16 protein-coding genes are annotated in these 19,482 nt (G+C 70.0%); 7 read left to right on the top strand and 9 right to left on the bottom strand.

The features are described 5' to 3' along the window. Positions 1–25: 25 nt before the first annotated feature. A complete protein-coding gene (locus ACOJUI_RS12325) occupies positions 26–940 on the top strand; it encodes an NADP-dependent oxidoreductase (protein WP_422115245.1) in 915 nt (304 codons plus the stop codon). A gap of 88 nt (positions 941–1,028) precedes the next feature. Here ACOJUI_RS12325 and ACOJUI_RS12320 read toward each other — a convergent pair whose 3' ends face one another. From ACOJUI_RS12320 to ACOJUI_RS12305, 4 genes are all read right to left on the bottom strand, one after another. Next, a complete protein-coding gene (locus ACOJUI_RS12320; protein ID WP_422115244.1) occupies positions 1,029–2,621 on the bottom strand; it encodes a GMC family oxidoreductase in 1,593 nt (530 codons plus the stop codon). Positions 2,622–2,668: 47 nt separating this feature from the next. Then, the gene (locus ACOJUI_RS12315; RefSeq protein ID WP_422115243.1) at positions 2,669–4,153 is read right to left on the bottom strand and encodes an aldehyde dehydrogenase family protein; all 1,485 of its coding nucleotides are present in this window, start codon (positions 4,151–4,153) and stop codon (positions 2,669–2,671) included. Further along, on the bottom strand, positions 4,146–6,368 hold the full coding sequence (betT, locus tag ACOJUI_RS12310; RefSeq protein WP_422115242.1) for a choline BCCT transporter BetT: 2,223 nt from the start codon (positions 6,366–6,368) through the stop codon (positions 4,146–4,148). The genes ACOJUI_RS12315 and betT overlap by 8 nt, the downstream gene beginning before the upstream one ends. A gap of 511 nt (positions 6,369–6,879) precedes the next feature. Then, the gene (locus ACOJUI_RS12305) at positions 6,880–7,200 is read right to left on the bottom strand and encodes a putative quinol monooxygenase (protein ID WP_422115241.1); all 321 of its coding nucleotides are present in this window, start codon (positions 7,198–7,200) and stop codon (positions 6,880–6,882) included. 138 nt (positions 7,201–7,338) lie between these two features. Here ACOJUI_RS12305 and ACOJUI_RS12300 point away from each other — a divergent pair, with 138 nt between their 5' ends. The 3 genes from ACOJUI_RS12300 to ACOJUI_RS12290 all read left to right on the top strand — a co-directional run bounded on the left by ACOJUI_RS12300 (position 7,339) and on the right by ACOJUI_RS12290 (position 10,388). Then, entirely contained in the window at positions 7,339–8,130 is a 792-nt protein-coding gene (locus ACOJUI_RS12300; protein ID WP_422115240.1) for an IclR family transcriptional regulator, read from the top strand. A gap of 108 nt (positions 8,131–8,238) precedes the next feature. Continuing rightward, positions 8,239–8,826 carry a hypothetical protein gene (locus tag ACOJUI_RS12295; protein ID WP_422115239.1) on the top strand — a complete coding sequence of 196 codons (588 nt, stop codon included), beginning with the start codon at positions 8,239–8,241 and terminating at the stop codon, positions 8,824–8,826. After that, complete coding sequence (locus ACOJUI_RS12290) at positions 8,823–10,388, top strand: GMC family oxidoreductase (RefSeq protein ID WP_422115238.1); 1,566 nt, start codon at positions 8,823–8,825, stop codon at positions 10,386–10,388. The genes ACOJUI_RS12295 and ACOJUI_RS12290 overlap by 4 nt, the downstream gene beginning before the upstream one ends. Before the next feature lie 79 nt (positions 10,389–10,467). Here the strand turns inward: ACOJUI_RS12290 and ACOJUI_RS12285 are convergent, their stop codons facing one another. Beyond that, positions 10,468–10,812, bottom strand: coding sequence for a universal stress protein (locus tag ACOJUI_RS12285; protein WP_422115237.1), 345 nt, complete (start codon positions 10,810–10,812; stop codon positions 10,468–10,470). Positions 10,813–10,960: 148 nt separating this feature from the next. Between ACOJUI_RS12285 and ACOJUI_RS12280 the strand changes: the two genes are divergently transcribed. Genes ACOJUI_RS12280 through ACOJUI_RS12270 form a run of 3 tightly spaced genes read left to right on the top strand, consistent with a single transcriptional unit; the run spans position 10,961 to position 14,099 of the window. Further along, on the top strand, positions 10,961–11,983 hold the full coding sequence (locus tag ACOJUI_RS12280) for a tripartite tricarboxylate transporter substrate binding protein (protein ID WP_422117664.1): 1,023 nt from the start codon (positions 10,961–10,963) through the stop codon (positions 11,981–11,983). Beyond that, the gene (locus ACOJUI_RS12275; RefSeq protein ID WP_422115236.1) at positions 11,980–12,591 is read left to right on the top strand and encodes a tripartite tricarboxylate transporter TctB family protein; all 612 of its coding nucleotides are present in this window, start codon (positions 11,980–11,982) and stop codon (positions 12,589–12,591) included. The genes ACOJUI_RS12280 and ACOJUI_RS12275 overlap by 4 nt, the downstream gene beginning before the upstream one ends. Then, entirely contained in the window at positions 12,591–14,099 is a 1,509-nt protein-coding gene (locus ACOJUI_RS12270; protein WP_422115235.1) for a tripartite tricarboxylate transporter permease, read from the top strand. The genes ACOJUI_RS12275 and ACOJUI_RS12270 overlap by 1 nt, the downstream gene beginning before the upstream one ends. A gap of 55 nt (positions 14,100–14,154) precedes the next feature. Here ACOJUI_RS12270 and ACOJUI_RS12265 read toward each other — a convergent pair whose 3' ends face one another. The 4 genes from ACOJUI_RS12265 to ACOJUI_RS12250 form a co-directional block, all read right to left on the bottom strand. Next, the gene (locus ACOJUI_RS12265) at positions 14,155–14,925 is read right to left on the bottom strand and encodes a MerR family transcriptional regulator (RefSeq protein ID WP_422115234.1); all 771 of its coding nucleotides are present in this window, start codon (positions 14,923–14,925) and stop codon (positions 14,155–14,157) included. 527 nt (positions 14,926–15,452) lie between these two features. Next, entirely contained in the window at positions 15,453–16,301 is an 849-nt protein-coding gene (locus tag ACOJUI_RS12260; protein WP_422115233.1) for a sugar phosphate isomerase/epimerase family protein, read from the bottom strand. Between the two features lie 84 nt (positions 16,302–16,385). Beyond that, a complete protein-coding gene (locus ACOJUI_RS12255; protein ID WP_422115232.1) occupies positions 16,386–17,558 on the bottom strand; it encodes a Gfo/Idh/MocA family protein in 1,173 nt (390 codons plus the stop codon). A 184-nt stretch (positions 17,559–17,742) separates the two neighbouring features. After that, positions 17,743–19,218 (bottom strand): MFS transporter, encoded by a 1,476-nt coding sequence (locus ACOJUI_RS12250; protein WP_422115231.1) that lies wholly within the window; start codon positions 19,216–19,218, stop codon positions 17,743–17,745. Positions 19,219–19,482: the final 264 nt, after the last annotated feature.

Raw genomic sequence — 19,482 nt, 5'->3', positions numbered from 1 at the left:
GCGAGTTGTGACCCCCATGCGCGCAATGACCTACACCGAATACGGCGACCCCTCCACCCTCCAGCTCACCGACGCCCCCCGACCGAAGCTCGGCCCCAGCGCCGTGCTGATCCGGGTGGAGCGGGCCTCGGTGAACCCCGTGGACTGGAAGGTGATGGCCGGGGGCCTCGACGCCCTCATCGACACCGTCTTCCCGGTGATCCCCGGCTGGGACGTGGCCGGCGTCATCGAGGAGGTGGGCCCCGACGCGCCGGAGTTCGCCCCCGGTGACCGCGTCGCCGCCTACGGCCGCAAGGACGTCGTCCACGGCGGCACCTTCGCCGAGTACGTGGCGCTGCCTGCCACGTCCGTGGCCGCGATCCCCGACGGGGTCGACGTCGACGTCGCGGCGGGCCTGCCGCTGGCGGGACTGACCGCCCTGCGCTGCCTCGAGATCCTGGAGCTGACCGCGGACGACACGCTGCTGATCCACGCCGCCTCCGGGGGCGTCGGCTTCCTCGCCGCGCAGCTGGCCCGCGGGATCGGGGCGCGCGTGATCGGCACCGCCTCGGAGAAGAACCACCGGAAGCTGGCGGACATCGGCGTCACGCCGGTCGCCTACGGCGAGGGCCTCGTCGAGCGGGTCCGCGAGGTCGCGCCCGACGGCGTGAGCGCGGTCGCCGACTTCGCGGGCGGCGTCCGGGAGGACACCCTCGCCCTGCTGGCCGACGGCGGCCGCCACGTCTCGGTGGCCGACCCCACCGTCGAGGAGGCCGGCGGGCACTGGGTGTGGGTGCGCCCGGACGGGCCGCGGCTGCGGTCCCTGCTGGAGAAGGTCGACAGCGGCGACCTGCGCGTCGAGATCGCGCGCACCTTCGCGCTCGCCGAGGCCGCCGAGGCCTTCGAGATCAGCCGGGCCGGCTCCGCGAGCGGGAAGCTGATCATCGACGTGACCGGCTGAGCCCCACCGACAGGGAGCGGCCCCGCACCTCGGTACGGGGCCGCTCCTGTCCTCCGGGTACTCCGGGCCGGGCCGGGGCCCGGCGCGCTCAGGCGCGGTGCTCGGCCCGGATCAGGTCCGCCGCGCGCTCACCGATCAGCATGGTGGTGATGTTGGGGTTCACCGCGACCAGCTGCGGCATCACCGAGCCGTCCACCACCCGCAGCCCCGTGACGCCCTTGACCCGCAGCTGCGGATCCAGCGGCGACAGGTCGTCGTCGACCGCCCCCATCCGGCAGGAGCCGGCGGGGTGGTAGACGGTGTTGTGGGTGCGGGCGACGTAGTCGGCGATCTTCTCATCGGTCTGCACATCCGGTCCGGGGAACAGCTCCCGGCCCCGGAAGGCGTCCATACCGGGCTGGGAGATGATCTCGCGGGCCTTCCTGATCCCGGCGACGGCGACGGCCATGTCGTAGCCCTCCTCGTCGGTGAAGTAGCGCGGATCGACCTTCGGCTTGTCGCGGTAGTCGATCGAGCGCAGCCGCACGGTGCCGCGCGATCGGGCATGGGTGACGTTCGGGGTCAGCGCGAAGGACTCCGGCGAGGTCGGGTAGCCCTGACGGCGGGTGTGCATGTCGAAGGGCACCGAGCCGTAGTGCATCATCAGGTCCGGCAGGTCCAGCCCCTCCTGGGTGGGGGTGAAAATCCCGATCTCCCACCACTGGGTGGTGTCCCGGGTCATCTTCTGCGTCGACTCCCAGGAGATGACTGCTTCCGGATGGTCCTGCAGGTTCGAGCCGACGCCGGGGGAGTCCACTCGCACCTCGATGCCCACCTCGCGCAGGTGCTCGGCGGGGCCGATGCCCGAGAGCATCAGCAGCTTCGGGGAGTCGATCGCCCCGGCGGAGAGGATCACCTCGCGCCGGGCGTGCAGGAGCGAGGTGCGGGAGAAGGAGTTGTCGATGTACTCGACGCCGATCGCCCGCTGCTCCTGGTCGAACAGCACCCGCGTGACCTGGTGGTCGGTCAGGACGTGGAGGTTCGCGCGGTCCTGGATCGGGTGCAGGTACGAGACCGAGGAGGACGCGCGGGTGCCGTCCTCGAGGCGGTTGATCTGGAACCAGTTCGCGCCGTTGACCACGGTCTCGAAGTCGTTGAAGCGGGCGCGGGGGATGCCGGCCTGCTCGCAGGCATCCAGCAGGGCGATGCCCAGCTTGTCATCGGCCGGGGCGTCCATCAGGTGCACCGGACCGTCGGTCCCGTGGCCCCGACCGGCGCGGTCCCTATTGGTCTCGAGCCGCTCGATCAGGGGCAGCATGGTCGCCGCGTTCCAGCCCTCGGCGCCCAGCTGCTCCCACAGGTCCATGTCCTCCGCCGGCGGGTGGAAGGCGATGCACGAGTTGTGCGAGGAGCAGCCGCCCAGCACCCGCGCCCGCGCATGGCGCATGAAGGAGTTGCCCCGCTCCTGCGGCTCGATCGGGTAGTCCCAGTCCAGCCCGGACTCCAGCAGCTCGGGCCAGCGCTTCAGCTCCAGCACCTCGGCGTGGTCGAGGTCGTGGGGCCCGGCCTCGAGGAGGGCGACCTCCAGGGTCGGGTCCTCGCTGAGGCGGGCGGCCACGACGGCGCCGGCGGAGCCGCCGCCGACCACGATGTAGTCGTACTCGGAGATCGGGTTCTCGGAGGTCAGGTCCTGGTGGGACATCGATCCTGCTTCCTGTCGATGAGCGATGGAGGGGGCGGGGTGGTGCCTCAGCCCTTGCGGGGGAACCAGCCGGAGACGGCCGGCTCGGTGTTCTCGTAGATGTGCTTGGCGGCGGTGTACTCCTCGAGCCCGGTGGGGCCCAGCTCGCGGCCGACGCCGGACTTCTTGAAGCCGCCCCACTCCGCCTGCGGGAGGTAGGGGTGGTAGTCGTTGATCCAGATGGTGCCGTGGCGCAGCCGGCGGGAGACGCGGTTGGCGACCCCGGAGTTCGCGGTCCACACCGCTCCGGCCAGGCCGTACTCGGTGTCGTTGGCGATCGCGATCGCCTCCTCCTCGGTGGAGAAGGTCTCGACGGTGATCACCGGGCCGAAGCCCTCCTCGACCACGGCCGGGTTGTCGGCGGTGCACCGGTCCAGCACGGTGGGGGCGTAGAAGAAGCCCTGCTCATGCTCGGGACCGCCCCAGTGGCCGCCGGAGCGCAGCCGCGCCCCGGCCTCGATGCCGCGCTGGACGTAGTCGGCGACCTTGTCGCGGTGCTCCTTGGAGATCAGCGGACCGGTCTCGGCGGCCTCGTCGAAGGGACCGCCCATGACGATGCCCTCGGCCCGGGCGACCAGCTCGTCGACGAACCTCTCCGCGATCGTGTCCTGCACGATCAGGCGGGTGCCCGCCGAGCACACCAGGCCGGAGTCGAGGAAGCCGGCGTTCAGGGCGTTGTCGAGCGCGGCCTCGTAGTCGGCGTCGGCGAAGATCACGTTGGGGTTCTTGCCGCCCAGCTCGAGGGCGACGTTCTTGATGCCCTGCGCGGCGGACTCGCCGATCTTCCGCCCGGTGACCAGGCCACCGGTGAAGGAGACCATGTCGATCTCCGGATGGGAGGACAGCGGGGCGCCGACCACGCCGCCGTCGCCGAGCACCAGGTTCGCGACCCCGGCGGGCAGGCCCAGCGCATCCAGCACCTCCATGATCAGCATCGAGGTGTGCGGGGTGAGCTCGGCGGGCTTGAGGATGAAGGAGTTGCCCGCGGCGAGGGCCGGGGCGATCTTCCAGGAGGCCTGCAGCAGCGGGAAGTTCCACGGCGTGATCAGCCCGCACACCCCGATCGGCTCGTGCACGATGCGCGAGATGACACTCGCGTCACCGGCGTCGACCAGACGCCCCGGGTGCTGGTCGGCGATCTTGCCGAAGTAGCGGAAGCAGGCGGTGATGTCGTCCATGTCGCCCTCGGCCTCGACCAGGCGCTTGCCGGTGTCGAGGGCCTCGGCGCGGGCGAACTCGTCCTTGCGCTCCTGGAGCGCGTCGGCGACCCGCAGCAGGAAGTCGCCGCGCTCGGAGGCGCGGACGTCGGCCCAGACGCGCGCGTCGACGGACCGCCGGGCCGCGAGGATGGCACGCTCGACGTCCTCGGCGGTGGCCTCGGAGACGACGCCCACCTCGGACTGGTCGGCCGGGCAGATGACGGTGCGGGTCTCGCCGGAGGACGAGGGCACCCACTTCCCGTCGATGAACAGGGTGGCGATGGTGTCAGTCATGGCGCTCCTTCGTCTCGGTGGTCGTGGTGGGGGCGGCGTCCGACGCGGGGCGGTCGACGTGGTCGGTGTCGATCCAGGTGTCGGGGGCGGTCACGGCGATGCTGCCGGTGGCGGTGCCGATCTCCTGGCTCATGTTCAGGTACATGATGTGGGCGTCGTAGGAGTCCAGCACGTCGGAGATGACCTGGTCCTTCGAGTACCCCATGATGTCCTTCCCGCGGGAGCCGAAGATCGAGAAGATCTCGATCCGGTAGTAGGTGTCCCGCACGGTGGAGAGGTTCGCGGCGAAGCTCGGCACCGAGTAGGCCACGGGGTAGGCCTGGTACTTGAAGTCCTCCGACTCGGGGAAGCAGACGACGAGGTCCACGAAGGGCAGCTCGCTGTCGGGGTGGGTGCCGCGGTGGCACGTGACGTCGGCCCCGAGGTCCTTCAGCTCGCTCGCGACCTCCTCGATCGCCGGGGCGGCGACGGTCTCGACGAAGGTCCGGGCCTGCGCGTCGGAGGCGAAGGACATGCGCTTGTGCAGGCGCTGGCGCCAGGTGCCGCGCTCGGCGCCGTCGGCCTCGCGCACCCGGCTGGTCAGCACGCCCGGCAGTGCGGCCTGACGGGAGTCGAGGTTCATCTGTTCGGTCCGCAGCACCTTCCAGAGGCTGAACATCACCAGGTAGACGAGGACCGACAGCGGCAGCCCCACCATCACCGTGGCCGCCTGCAGCGTGTACACCCCGTCGATGAACAGCATCACCAGGGTCAGCGCGCCGGTGATCACGGCCCAGACGATGCGCAGCCAGGGCGCGCCGTCGGAGTCGCGGATCGACGCCTTCGAGGTCATGTTCGCCATCACCAGGGAGCCGGAGTCCGCGGAGGTGACGTAGAAGAACAGGCCCGTGACCACGGCGAGCGCGATGGTGAAGGTCGCGCCCGGGTACTGCTGCAGGAGGTTGAAGAAGCCGGACTCGGGCAGGTTCACCGCGACGTCGAGGAACTCCTCGTCGTCGGCGAAGCTGAGTGCGGCGTTGCCGAAAACGGAGACCCACAGCAGGATGAAGGAGAACGGGATCAGCAGCACCCCCACCACGAACTGGCGCAGCGTGCGGCCGCGGGAGATGCGCGCGAGGAACAGGCTCACGAAGGGCGCCCAGGCGATCCACCAGGCCCAGAAGAACAGCGTCCAGTCCGCCATCCACTGGTCGGCGGGGTAGCCCGCCTCGGCGGCGCCGTCGGTGTACGCGAAGGTGTTCATCAGCATGCCCGGGAAGCGGGAGAAGAAGTCGCCGATGTTCTGCACCAGGGCGTTGAGCAGCTGGGCCGTGTTCCCCGAGATCAGCACCCACAGCATGAGCGCGATCGCGAGGATGACGTTCAGCTCGGAGAGGCGCCGGATCCCCTTGTCGACACCGGAGACGGTCGAGGCGATCGTGATGAACACCGCCAGCGCCATCAGGGCGATCTGCACGGCGATCGAGTTGGGGATTCCGAACAGCGCCGACAGCCCGAAGTTCAGGAAGACCACGCCGATGCCGAGGGAGACCGAGATTCCGAAGATGGTGCCGATGGTGGCGGCGATCTCGGCGGTGTGGCCGATGGCGCCGTGGATCCGCTTGCCGAAGATCGGGGCCAGGGCCGAACGGATCGACAGCGGCAGGTGGTAGCGGTAGGCGAACAGGCCGAAGGCCATGCCCATCAGCGCATACATGGCCCAGCCGGGGATGCCGTAGTGGAAGATCGTCCACAGCGGGGCCATCCGGGCGGCCTCGTCCGAGCCGACAGCGCCCTCGGGCGGGGTCAGCAGGTTCGTCGCGGGACCGGAGATGCCGAAGAACATCAGGTCCACGCCGATGCCGGCGGCGAAGAGCATGGCCGCCCAGGTGAACAGGTTGTACTTGGGCAGCGAGTGATCCGGGCCCATCTTGGTCTGGCCGACCTTGGAGAAGGCGACGATGAGCACGAACACCACCACCAGGGCGGCGGTCAGGACGTAGTACCAGCCGAAGTTCGTCGCCACCCAGGCCATGGAGCCGAAGATGACGGTGTCCGCGGTGCCGGGCCAGATCGCGGCGAACAGCACGAAGGCGACGATGATGACGGCGGTGCCGACGAATACCGGCCAGTTCACGGGCGAGTGCTTCAGGGCCGGGCCGCTCCGGTCGCGGCCGACGCCGTCTCCTGGGTCGGGGGAGGAAGCGGGCGGCGAGGTCCGGGCGGCCTCAGTCATCGCGGTCCTTTCGGTCGTCGTGACGGGCGCGACGGACCTGGTCGCCACGGCGAACGGGCCCGACGTCGGGATCGGAGCCGCCGACCGATGCGCATCGTGCCAGGCCGCGGCGACATATGACCCTGGAGCATTTCCTGACACCGAGCCCGTGGGATGCCGCCAAGGGTGAGAGAGGCATCACCGCGGGTCGGGCTGCCGGACGGCACACGGGCCGGTATCCCCGACGCCGAGTGGCCGCCGTCACAGTGTAGACCCGGCGCTCGTCGCCGTCCTTCGGCCCCCCGCCTGCTGTCGCCGCCCCGGCCGGACTCGCCTCGCGCCCGTCGGCCTCGCTCCTTCTCGGCCGGCGCCCGGCACGGCATGACAATGCGGGCTGGGGACCCATGTCGCAGCCGCGATGAGTCCTCAGCCCGCAAAGTTCGACGCGGGGGCCCGCCCACGCCGGCACGGCCCGCCTGCGCGGGCACGGCCCGCCTGCGCGGATGCGGCCCCGCTGCGCCGGCCGCGCCGGTCAGTCGACCGTGATCTCGCCCATCGGCCCCCAGCCGTCGCCCTCCACCTGGTGGGAGACGATCTGCGGGGTCGCCGAGAGGTACTGCGGGAACTCCTCCTGCATCTTCTGGAAGTGCGGGGAGTTCACGTGCGGGCCGGCGCCGTCGTCGGTGAACGCCTCGATCAGCACGTAGGTGTTCGGGTCCTTCACGCTGCGGGACCACTCGAACCACAGGTTGCCGGGCTCGGCCAGGGTGGTCTCGGTGAACTCGCGGGACAGCTCCGGCCACTGGTCTGCGAACTCGGGCTTCACAGGGAACTTCACGTTGATCAGGATCATCGTCGAGTCCTTTCCGGGATGAGGGGTGATGAGGGGTGGTGACACCCAGCCCGCTGGGCGAGGGGTCCGGTAGGGCGATTCTCGCAGGGCAAGAACCGGGTCTGCGGCACAATGAGCGCAGAGACCGAGAGGAGCTCGATGACTGCCATGCAGGGGCGGGGCGAGGGGGCCCCGGCCGGTCAGATCGCCCGCGCGCTCGCCGTCCTGGAGGCGGTGGCCGAGCACGGCAGCAGCACCGCCCGCGGCATCTCCGAGGCCACCGGCATCCCGCTGCCCACCGTCTACCGCATCGCGCAGGAGCTGATCCGCTCCCAGTACCTGGTGCACCTCCGGGACGAGCAGCGCTTCGCCCTCGGCTACCAGCTGCACCGCCTCGCCGTCGGCCTGCACGACGAGCTCGGCATCCCGCGGGCCGTGCGCGAGGAGGTCCACGCGCTGCACCGAGACCTGGGGATGGCCGCCTACCTCGCGATCCACCGCGGCACCGACTTCGTGGTCGTGCACGTCTCGGACTCCCCGCAGGCGCCGCGGCTCTCACCGCTGAGCTTCGGCTTCCACGAGAGCCCCCACGCGACCGCCTTCGGCAAGGCCGGCCTCGCCTCCCTCTCCGTCGAGGAGCGCGAGGTGTACCTGAGCCGCGGCCCCCTGCGGGCCCACACCGACCGCACCCTCACCGACCCCGCCACGCTGCGTCGGCAGCTCGAGGAGATCGGCGAGCGCGGCATCGCCTGGGAGCACCAGGAGTTCGTCACGGGCACCGACTGCCTGGCCGCCACCATCAAGGCCGACGACGGCATGCTGATCGGCACCGTCGCCGTCTCCGCGCCCTGTGCCGCCTACGCCGGGCGGGTGCGCCATGTCGAGGACCGGGTGCGGGCCTGCGCCTCCCGCGCCGGGCGCGCCTACCGCCTCGGCAGCCAGCACGTCTGAGGGCGCATCGGCGATTCTCGTCGGGCGATAACGCGCATTGCCGGGGCGCGGACGAGTGCCTAGCGTGTGGTCCAGATCACTGGCAATGACGCCTGGGAAGGACACCTCATGACTGCTCCCCGCAGCAGCGACACCGTCAACGACATCGAGGGCACCGACGAGAGCACGCAGGTCCTCGTCTGCCTCATCAAGGCCGCGTTCCCGCACGGGACGGTGCCCGAGACCGCCTACCGGCGCGCCGCGGACACCGTCCTGCGGGCGGCCGCGGACACCACCTGGATGCGGGTCAAGCTCGCCCAGGGCCTGGACTCCCTGCAGGGCTTGGCGGGCGGCCGCTTCACCGAGCTCACCGCCCAGGAGGCGCTGCCGCTGCTGCTGGGCATCCAGCACACCTCGTTCTTCGGCTTCGTGCGCCAGATCGTGGTGGTGAACCTCTACGAGGACGAGGAGGTGTGGGAGGCGCTCGGCTACGAGGGCCCCTCCTTCGACAAGGGCGGCTACATCGACCGCGGCTTCGCGGACCTCGACTGGCTTCCCGAGCCGCGGATCGAGGAGTACGACGGCGAGCCGCTGCAGGAGGTCGTCGCGCACGTCCCGGCCGCCACCACCGCCAGCACCCGCGGAGCGGCCGTCCCCGCAGGCCAGAGCAGAGCGCAGGCCGGCAGCACCGGCACCGGGAAGCAGGAGCGAGCATGAGCACCGTCGACCATTCCACCGAGACCGTCGTCATCATCGGCTCCGGCGCCGGCGGCGGCACCCTTGCCTACGAGCTCACGAAGCAGGGCATCGAGTGCGTCGTGCTCGAAGCCGGGCCCTACCTGCGCAACGAGGACTACATGAACCTCGAGTGGGAGGCCTTCAACCAGATGGCCTGGACCGACGTCCGCACCACCTCCGGCTCCTGGCGGATCGCGCGGGACTTCCCGAACCTGCCCGCCTGGATCGTCAAGGCCGTCGGCGGCACCACCACCCACTGGTCCGGTGCGACCCCGCGCTTCAAGGCCCACGAGTTCAGGACCCGCTCCACCTACGGGAGGATCGACGGGGCGAACCTGCTGGACTGGCCCCTGACCTACGAGGAGCTCGCGCCGTACTACACCCGCGCGGAGGACGCGATCGGCTCCACCCACCGCGGCGGCCGGCCCGCGCTGCCCGCCAACAACAACTACAAGGTGCTCGCGGCGGGCGCCGAGAAGCTCGGCTATCGCCACTACGCCACCGGCCCGTACGGCACCAACGCCGCGCCCTACGACGGCCGCCCCGCCTCCATCCAGGACGGCTTCAACTTCCAGGGCGACAAGAACCGCTCGAAATGGTCGACCATGGTGCGGGAGATCCCGCGCGCCCTGGAGACCGGCCTGCTGGACCTGCGCCCCGACTGCCACGTCGCCCAGATCCTGCACGACCGCACCGGCCGCGTGAACGCCGTGCTCTACCTCGACAAGGACGGCGCGCTCCACCGGCAGGCCGCGAAGGTGGTGTGCGTGGCGGGCAACTCCCTCGAGACCCCGCGCCTGCTGCACCTGAGCTCGTCCTCGATGTTCCCCGACGGGCTCGCGAACTCCTCCGGCCAGGTGGGCCGCAACTACATGCGCCACATGACCGGCAGCGTGTACGCGCAGTTCGACAAGCCGGTGACCATGTACCGCGGCGAGACCATGGCCGGGAACATCGCCGACGAGTCCGTGCACGACCCGGTGCGCGGCTTCGCCGGCGGCTACTACATCCAGACCATCTCGCTGGGACCCGCGTTCCTGGCCAGCTTCGTCGAACCCGGCGCCTGGGGCCCGGACTTCACGCGGCTCCTGGACGCCTACGAGAACACCGCCGGCTGCTGGCTGGTGGGGGAGGACATGCCGCAGGAGTCCAATGCGGTGACCCTGAGCTCGACGGTCACCGACCAGCACGGGCTGCCGGTGGCCAACGTCCACTTCGACGACCACGCCAACGACGTGGCGATGCGGGAGCACGCCTACACCCAGGCGCAGAAGCTCTACACCGCGGTCGGGGCGCTCAGCACACATCGCACCACGCCGTATCCCTCCACCCACAACCTCGGCACCTGCCGCATGAGCGAGCGACCCGAGGACGGGGTGGTCGACAAGTGGGGCAGGGCGCACGACGTGCCGAACCTGTTCATCTCCGACGGCTCGCAGTTCACCACCGGCGGCGCCGCGAACCCGACGCTGACGATCGTGGCGCTCGCGATCCGGCAGGCCGAGCACCTCGCCGAGGCGCTGAGGACCGGGGAGGTCTGAGAGCTCGTTCGAGCACACGGAACGGCCGGGCCGCCCCCGCGTGGGGCGACCCGGCCGCTGCCGTGCTCAGCTGCCGTGTTCAGGCCTTGACGCAGAGGACCGGCTTGTTCGCCTCGAGGATGATCTGCTGGGCGGCGGAGCCCAGGAAGAGCTTGGCGACCGCGCTGCGGTGGCGCACTCCGATCACGACGGCGGAGACGTCGTCCTGCTCCGCACGATCGATGAGGTCCCCGGTGGGGGACTGGGTGCGCTCGTCCGGGTACTCGACGGTCTCCCTCACCTCACCCAGATCGGAGGAGGGCGTGTGCGTCCCGGACATGAGGAACAGGATGAGGTCCTCCCCGCGGCGGCGGGCCTCTTCGATGCCGAATCGGTAGGCGGCCTGGCCGGCAGGAGTGTCGGTGCCGGCGACGAGGACAGACATGAGTGCTCCTTTGCGAGGCGTTCCGGGAACCCTAGCCGATCCCCGGTCGAGCGGCGCAGGCCCTCGTCGATCCGTGTCTACACTGGCGGCACAGCGCACCGTGGCGCCCGTCGTCATCGCGCAGCGGCCCCGATGAAGGAGACCTGCCATCACCCCCGCGACGCGGCCTGACCGGCCCCACCCGCCGACCAACGCCACCCGCCGCCGAGCGCTCAGCATCGGCTTCGGCGTCCTGGCCGTGCCCGTGATCGGCACCGCCGCCTATCAGTCGATCCGCGCGGGTGCCGGTGGCACCAACGTGCGGGCGAACCTGACCCTCGTCGCCCCGGCCGCCGCCGGGGGCGGCTGGGACGCCTTCCAGCGCGAGATGCAGCAGGCGATGCGGGTCAACAGCCTGGTGGGCAATGTGCAGGTGGTCAACATCCCCGGCGCCGGCGGAACCATCGCCGTGGGCAGCGTCAGCCAGCAGAACCAGCCCAACACCCTGATGGTCGGCGGCACCGGCCAGATCGCCGCGCAGATCCAGTTCGACACCGCATCCGTGCTCAGCGACGTCACCCCGATCGCCCGCGTCGTCGAGGAGTACGCCCTGGTCACCGTCCCGGCGGACTCTCCGCATCAGGATCTTGACTCCCTCATCGCCGCCTGGAGCGAAGACCCGAAGGCGATGGCCTGGACCGGCGGCGGCTCCTTCGACCAGCTGGTGATGACCGACCTCTCCCTGGCGGCGGGCATCAGACCCGCGGACACCACCTACATCTCCTCCGACGGAGGCGGCGAAGCGATCCAGGCCCTCCTGAACGGGACCGCGCAGGCCACGGCCGGCGGATTCGCCGACATGTATCCCCAGATCCAGTCCGGGCGGCTGCGCGGCCTCGGCGTGGTGGCCCCGGAGCGGCTGGACGGCATCGACATCCCCAGCCTGCCCGAGCTCGGCTACGACGTCACCCTCACCAACTGGCGAGCGCTGTTCGCCCCGCCCGTGGTGAGCGACGAGGAGATCGAGGAGCTCGAGCTGCTCCTCGAGGAGACGATCGCCACCCCTGAATGGAAGGACGCCGTGGAGCGGTACAACTGGAAGGAAGTCCCGCTGGGCAGCGAGGAGCTGGTGCAGTACGTGGAGGACGAGACGGAGCGGATCGCCGCCCTGTTCGCGGAGATCAACGGATGAGCGCCGCCGACCCCACCCCCGAGGGACGCACCGCCGACGGCTCCGCGCCGGGTGGCGCCGGTGCCGCCGCCGGCACCGACGAGCCGACGACGGGCGGAACCCCGCCCCCGGCCGCCGCGGGCGAGCACGGCTTCTGGCATGGGCGCTCCGCACTGCTGATGCCGGTGCTGCTCGCCGCGTTCAGCCTGTTCCTGCTCATCGGGGCGGTGCTCCTGCCCGCCGGGGACACCGACTTCCCCGGACCGCGCTTCTTCCCGATGATCCTGGGCGGGGTCGGCATGATGCTGGCGATACTGCTCGCCCTCGGCGTCCTGCGCACCCCTGAACCCGTCACCGAGAAGTCCGGTCGGACCTACCGCACGCACTCCGACTTCGTGGCCCTGGGCTGGGTCGCCGGGGGCTTCCTCGCCTTCGCCCTGCTGCTGCCGTGGCTGGGATGGATCCTCGCGGGCGCGCTGCTGTTCTGGTGCGCCGCCCACGGCTTCGGCTCCCGCCGCCCGCTCTTCGACATCCTGATCGCGCTGTTCCTCAGCTCGGTCGTCTACCTGATCTTCGGGAGCGGACTGGGCCTGGTCCTGCCCTCCGGCATCCTGGGAGGAGGATTCTGATGGAACAGCTCGGCCTGCTCATGCAGGGCTTCGCCGGAGCCCTGTCCCCGATGAACCTCCTGTGGGTCGTCGTCGGCTGTCTGCTCGGCACCGCCGTCGGCGTGCTGCCGGGACTCGGCTCCTCCATGGCGGTGGCGCTGCTGCTGCCGATGACCTTCGCCCTCGACCCCACCGCCGCGTTCATCCTGTTCGCCGGCGTGTACTTCGGCGGCCTGTTCGGCGACTCGACCATGGCGATCCTGCTGAACACCCCCGGGCAGGCCTCCGCCATCGCCTCCACCTTCGAGGGGCACCGGATGGCCAACGCCGGACGGGCGCCCCAGGCGCTGGCCACGGCGGCGATCGGCGCCTTCATCGGCGGCATGGTCGCCTCGATCCTGGTGGTGTTCCTCGCGCCGACGCTGGTGGCGCTGTCCTCCAGCTTCGGCCCGGCCGAGTTCTTCGCCCTGGCCCTGTTCGCTTTCGTGGCAACCTCCTCGGTGGTGGCGGACAACGTCCTGAAGGGTCTCGCGGCCCTCGTCCTCGGCATCGGCATCACCCTGATCGGCACCGACGGTGTCACCGGGCTCCCGCGCTTCACGATGGGCAACCCGCAGCTGTTCGACGGGATCTCGCTGGTCACCGTCACCGTCGCCGTGCTCGCCCTGGGCGAGGTGCTGTTCGTGGTGTCGCGCGTACGGCGGGATCACGAGGACCTGCGGGTGCGCGGCGGAGCCACCCGCGGCTTCCTCAGCAGGAAGGAGTTCGTCGAGGCGGCACCGGCCTGGGGGCGGGGAACCGTGATCGGGCTGCCGTTCGGCGTCATCCCGGCCGGTGGCGCCGAGGTTCCCACCTTCCTGGCCTACGAGGCGGAGCGGCGCCTGGACCGGCGCCGGGAGAACCCGATGTTCGGCAAGGGCGCGATCCGGGGGCTGGCGGCCCCGGAGGCTGCGGGCAACGCCACTACCGGTATGGCGATGGGCGCCCTGCTGGCGCTCGGCCTCCCGGTGTCCGCGACCGCCGCGATCATGCTCGCGGCCTTCCGCCAGTACGGGCTGCAGCCCGGGCCGCTGCTGTTCGAGAACAGCGCAGACCTGGTGTGGGCGCTGCTGGCCAGCTTCTTCCTGGCGATGGTCGTGCTGCTGGTGATCAACCTTCCCTTCGCCCAGCTGTGGGCGAAGCTTCTGCTGATCCCCAAGCCGTATCTCTACGGCGGGATCACGCTGTTCTGCGGGCTCGGCATCTGGGCGACCTCCGGCGCGGTGTTCGACCTGGTGCTGCTGCTGGTGATCGGCGTGATCGGCTTCCTGATGCGCCGCTACGACTATCCGGTCGCCCCGCTGATGATCGGCATGGTGCTCGGTCCGCTCGCGGAGACCTCGTTGCGCGACGCGCTGCTCTCCTCCGTCGGCGACCCGGCAGTGCTGATCTCCAGCCCGATCACCATCGTGATCTACCTGCTGCTGGTCGGCGTCATCGCGCTCTCCGTGCGCTCCGCGGTGCGGACGCGGATGCGACGCGACCTCTGAGCGCGGGCGGCGCCGACGCGCGCGGCGCCGCCCCGGCAGTTGATGAGCGACTCGGTCAGTCGAGATGCTCCAGCGCGTAGACGGTCATGGCATCGCGGACGAGGTCCGCGAAGCCACGTCCTGCCACCGAGAACGTCTTCGCGAAGCGGGGATCGGCGACGTACATCTCGCCGAGCCCCACGAAGGCGTCCGCGTTCGGCGCCGTACCGCCCCAGCTGATGCGCACCCAGGCGTGCAGCCGCGCGGTGAGGGCCTGCACCTCCTCATCATCGGCCGACAGGCCGCGCGCCGAGGCGTCGCCGTATCCGGTGACCAGGGAGTCGAGCTCCCGCTGGAACTCCTGCTTGTCGGTGTCGCTCAGCGAGCGCCACCAGGTGTCGCTCTTCGCGTAGGCCTGCTCGCCCCATCGCTGGACGACCTCCTCCTGGTACCGGGTGTGGTCGAAGCCGTCGAACATCGTCGTCGCCATGAGTACTCCTTCGGTGTCGATCATGCGGATCGTGGCGTGCACCGAGGCGAGGACCTGGGACAGGCGCTCCTGCTCGCGCTCGAGCTGGCGGGCGTGCTCGCGCAGCGCGGTCGCGGCCTCGACCCTGTCGTCGAGCACGCGAGCGATCTCCGGCAGACCGAGGTTCAGCTCGCGCAGCACGAGGATCCGCTGCAGGCGCAGCAGGCCGTCGCGGTCGTAGAACCGCTGCCCGCCGTGCCCGGTGCGGGAGGGCAGGAGCAGGCCCACCTGCTGGTAGTGGCGCAGGGTGCGGCTGGTGGTGCCGGTGATCCGGACGATCTCCTGCATCGACCATTCCTGGTCCGGCTGCCTGGTCACCACGTCTCCTCCGGTCGTCGCGTTCGGTGCAGGCACCACTCTTGCGCTTGACGTCGCGTCAAGCGCAAGCGGTGCGCGTCGGCGGATCCCGCCGGGCCCCGTGCAACCGGGGGAGGCAGTGGCGGGTGGTGCCTGGCCATCGCTCGGGCCATCGGTGCGGTCGTGGCGCTCCCGGCACTTTGAACGCCCGCTGCGCGACGGTCGACGGGGACGGCCCCGGTGACGCCACCATCGACGGAGGTCTCCGCGCTCGGTGTGCATCGGGTGGCGCCATCGGGGCATGAGCGGCGCGTGGGGCGCGCTGCGCCCGCAGGGCGCCGGTCGTTGCACCAGCCGATGCGCGACCCGGTCGGAGTCCTGCGAGGGCGGCGACGGCCGAGAACTGACGACCGCGGACCGTCGGCCGACGGTCGAGGACCGCGGACCGACGGCCGACGCCCGACGGTGGACGCCAGGAAGCACGATGCCCGGCACCGCCTGCCAGAGCAGGTGGCACCGGGCGTCGGGACCGTATCGCGGGGAAGGGGTCAGTACCCGATGGACCGCAGGTACTCGCGGGAGTCGCGGATGCAGTCGATCGGGTCGCGGCCGTAGGTGTCGTCCTGCTCGATGAGGAAGTACTCGGCGCCGGCCTTCTCGGCCGCCGGCAGCAGTGCGGGCCAGTTCATGTTGCCCTGACCCACCTCCGCGAACTGCCCGAGCGCGAGGAAGTGGCCGTAGAACTCCTTCATGTCGATCTCGCCCGCCTCGAACTTCCCGTAGATCTCCGCGGACAGCGGGGCGACGCGGAAGTCCTTGACGTGGATCAGCTTGCAGGCACCGGAGTAGGCCTCGAGCATCTCCAGCGGCGCCATGCCACCGCGCTGGACCCAGTGCAGGTCCACCTCGAACAGCAGCGACGGGGCCACCCGGCGCACGATGTCGAAGATGCGCTCGCCCTCGAACTGGATGAGGTCCACGTGGTGGTTGTGGTAGCACAGCGTGATGCCCTGCTCGGCGAGGCGGGCGGCGTACGGCTCGACGGAGGCGGCCCACTCCTCGCAGGCCTGCTTCGAGGTCATCGCCGTGAACGGCATCATGCCGATGCGCAGGAACCGGGCACCGGTCTGCCGGCAGGCGTCGACGGCGCGGTCGAACTCGGTCTCGAGGGCGAAGCCGTTGCCGCCGGGAGCGATCGAGACGCTCAGGGCAGCGGTCTCGACGCCGAAGTCGGCCTTGCCGCGCACCAGATCGGCGATCAGCTCATCGGTCATCTCCACCTGGGAGACCTCGACGGCGTCGATGTCGAGCTCGCGCACCTGGCGCAGCACCTCATACATCCCCTGGTCGTTGATCTGGTCCTTGAGCATCATCAGCTGCAGTCCGAGGACGGGCATGGAACGTCTCCTTCGAAATCGTGGGGGTCGGTGAGGGGGAGGAGCCGGCACCGAGGGATCGGTGCCGGCTCCGGGGGAGGCCGCTCAGGAGCGGGTGGGGAACTTCCCCTCCTCCTCGATGCGCTTGTTGAGCTCGGCGAGGTACTCCTCGGCCGGGTAGTCCACCAGATCGATCTCGCGGCCGGTCCACGCCGACAGCTGCATGCCCGAGGCCAGGCGCACGCCGTTGATGCCCTCGGCGCCGTCCGCGATCAGCGGGGTGCCGTCGTTGACGTGGGCGGCGAAGTTGGTCAGGACATCGATGTGCTGCTTGCCCCAGACCGACTCGTACTCCTTCTCCTCCACGGTGTACACCTCGGAGGCGTCCATCTCCCCGCGGAACAGCTTCGCCACGTCCTGCATGGTCATCGAGTCGCTGAGCTCGCGCTCGGGCTTGCTGAGCCGGTAGATCGTGACCTTGTTCGACTTGTCGACGATGACCTTGCCCTGGTCGAAGAGCATCTCCAGGCGGTCGGTGCCGATGATGTCGTTGGTCGAGGTCATGAAGTGCCCGGTGACGCCCTCGCCGAAGTCGACGACCGCGTTGACCTCGTCCTCGGTGGCGATGTCGCGCTGGAAGCCGAACGCCAGCTTCGCGAAGACCTTCTTCGGGGAGCCCGCGAGCCACTGCCACAGGTCCAGCTGGTGCGGTGCCTGGTTGACCAGGACGCCGCCGCCCTCGCCGCCCCAGGTCGCACGCCACTCGGACTGGTCGTAGTAGCCCTGCGGACGCCACCAGGAGGTGATGATCCAGGAGGTATGGCGCAGCGCGCCCAGCTCGCCGGAGTCGATGAGCGCCTTGAGGTCGGTGTAGACCGGGTTGGTGCGCTGGTTGAACATGATCGCGAAGGTGGTCTCGGGATGAGCGGCCGCGAAGTCGTTCATCTCCTGGACCTGCTTGGTGTAGACCCCGGCCGGCTTCTCGGTGAGGGTATGGATGCCCTTGCCGATCGCGGTGATGGTCATCTCGGGGTGCAGGAAGTGCGGGACCGTGGTGACGACGGCGTCGACGTCCCCGGAGTCCAGCATCGCGACGTAGTCGTCGTAGAAGGGGACGCCGGGGAACTTCTCCGCCGCGACGTCCTGCTTGGCGGGATCGGTGTCCGCGATGGCACCGAGGGACATGCCCGCGACCTTGCCCTCGGCGATGACGCCGGCGTACATGCCGCCCTGGGCGCCGAGCCCGATGATTCCGAGGCGAACGTTCTTCTCCGACATGGTGTCTCCGTTCTTGTGGGGTGACGGCACCCGACCGGGCGCCGCATGGGGGTGGGCGCCGCACGGGCGCCGCAGGGAGGGGATGCTCAGGTGCAGCACGGGGAGCGGAGGGACCGCCGGGAGGGATCTCCTCGACCCTACCCCCGGCGGTGGCCCCGCTCCCAGGGCCACTGCCGGCCGGGGATCAGAGCGACCCGTCGGACGCCGCGGCGGCGGCGTGCTTCTTCTCGAGGATCGCGACGTTCTCGTCGACCCGCTTCTTGGACAGCGGGTACCAGAACAGCAGCGCGAGGACCGAGACGGTCAGCAGGATGGCCGGCAGCAGGGTCGCGAGGCTGTAGATCCCGTCGAGCACCTCCTGGCTCTGCACGACCGTCTCCCCGGTCCCGGACTGGTAGCCGATCCAGGCCAGCGCCCAGCCGGTCAGGCCGCCGGCGATGGCCTGGCCGAGCTTGCGGGCCCAGGAGTACAGGCCGTAGACGGTGGCGTCGTTGCGCTCGCCGGTGCGGATCTCCTGATGGTCGATCACATCGGTGATGAACGCCCAGATCAGGATGTTGAGGCAGGAGACGCCGAGCATCAGCACCGCGTAGCCGACCATGAACACGTAGGGGCTGTCGGTGCGCACGATGAACAGCACCAGGGCTGCGACCACGCCCAGCGACATGCCCGCCACGCCGATCTCCTTCTTGCCGACCACCTTCGCGAGCTTCGAGGCGAAGGGCACCAGCAGCAGGGTCGGGGCCAGGCCCACGAGGTTCACGACGCTCAGCAGCTGACCGTTGTTGAAGTACTCGTTGAGCATGTAGGGCATGAGCCCGCCGAGCAGCATGAAGGCGATCAGCATGAACAGGGAGGTGGCGATGAGGCCGGTCAGGGCGCGGTTGGTGACCAGGGTGCCCATCATCTGGCCGAAGCCCATGCGGTCCGCCTTGGCCTTCGGCGGGGTGGCGGTGCGCTCCTCGACGTTCACGAAGCACAGCAGGTAGCAGACGATCGCGAGGATCGCGCAGCCGCCGGCGGCCAGCATCATCCGCGAGCCGGAGAGCTCGGACTGCCCGTTGATCTGGACGAAGACGATCAGCGGCAGGATCACGGAGATGCCGAGGTTGGCGAGGGTGGCGCCGAGGGAGCGGAACACTGACAGCGAGGCGCGGTCACCGGGCTTGTTGGAGATGACCGAGGCCATCGAGCCGTACGGGATGTTGATCAGCGTGTAGAAGACCGAACCCCACAGCACGTAGGTGCCGATCATCCAGGCCAGGCGGACCCCGTAGCTGCCGTCCTGCAGGAAGGGCGAGAACATGAGGAACGCCGCGACGGCGACGGGGACCATGATCCGCAGCAGCCAGGGCTTGAAGCGGCCGCTGCGACCCGGGCGCAGAGTGTCGATCAGGCGGCCGGCGCCGACGTCGGTGAAGGCGTCGAGGATGCGGGCCGCGAACAGCAGGGTGCCGACGTGGGCGGCGCTGATGCCCATGACGTTGGTGTAGAAGATCAGGAAGAACGAGGACTGCAGGAGGAACGTGAAGTCGTTCCCGAAGTCGCCGAACATGTAGCCGATCTTGTCGCGCCAGCCGAACGGCCTCGTGCTGACGGCCTTGGCGGTCGGGGCCGGCTGGGCGGGGGAGGCGGATGCAGGTTCTGCGGTGGTGCTCATCGTTGTGCTCCTTCGGGCTCATCATTGAGTAGCGCGAGCGTCCGGGCACTGGGTGCGGGGAGCTCCGTTCGCTGATCTCACCGGGGTGGGGCGGGGAACTGCGAGTGCTCCGAGTCTTGCTCCGAGGGCATCGGCCCGGCCAAAATTGCCAGCAGTTGCACAGGCGGCGCAGCGGGCGACATCGACCTACCACGAAGTAATAACTCTCTCACCAGCAGCGTCGGGAATCCGTGCAGTCCGAGAGGCGCGTCACATCCAGGGTAG

The sequence above is a fragment of the Brachybacterium sp. UNK5269 genome (genome assembly GCF_049266655.1).
Classification (GTDB): domain Bacteria; phylum Actinomycetota; class Actinomycetes; order Actinomycetales; family Dermabacteraceae; genus Brachybacterium.
This window is presented reverse-complemented; position numbering and strand designations above follow the sequence as displayed.